The 583-nt window shown below is 46.3% G+C and carries 1 protein-coding gene; it reads left to right on the forward strand.

The genetic code is table 11. The annotated features are described in order from the left end of the window. Nucleotides 1–535: ATP-binding cassette domain-containing protein (locus R7R24_RS28845; RefSeq protein ID WP_318120476.1), on the forward strand; the 535-nt coding region annotated here is incomplete at its 5' end. Between the last annotated feature and the right edge of the window lie 48 nt (nt 536–583).

Here is a 583-nt window from a genome sequence, read left to right on the forward strand (position 1 = left end):
ATCTGAAGATCGAGGTGTTCACGTTGGCTATTTGGCCCAAGAGGTGGAGCTATTTCGAGGAACCATTCGTGAGAACATCGCGCGTTTTAAACAAGAAGATCCAGCGAAGGTGATCAAAGCTGCACAATTAGCGGGTTGTCACGAATTAATCCTCAAAAAGAACAAAGGTTACGACTTCATTATTGGCGAAAATGGTCGTGGACTGTCGGGTGGTGAACGACAAAGGATTGCGCTAGCACGAGCTGTCTATGGTGATCCTTCTATCGTCGTCTTTGATGAAGCAAACGCCAATCTAGACGGAGAAGGTGAGGCTGCGTATCAGCGTCTTATCGCTCATCTAAAATCTCAGGGCTCGACCATTGTGGTTATCGCCCATAATCCAAGCACATTGAGGCAAATGGATCGATTGCTGTATTTAGCTGATGGCCGCGCCAAACTTTATGGTGCTAGAGATGAAGTGTTGAAGCGTTTGATGGGTGAGGACAGAACGGATATTCCAAGGGTGAAAAATGAGCAATCAGCAGCCAGTCGTTAACGAACTTCCTGCAGAGAAAGTATACCGTTTCAGTTCAGATGCTAACTT

The organism is Vibrio sp. 704 (assembly GCF_033339295.1).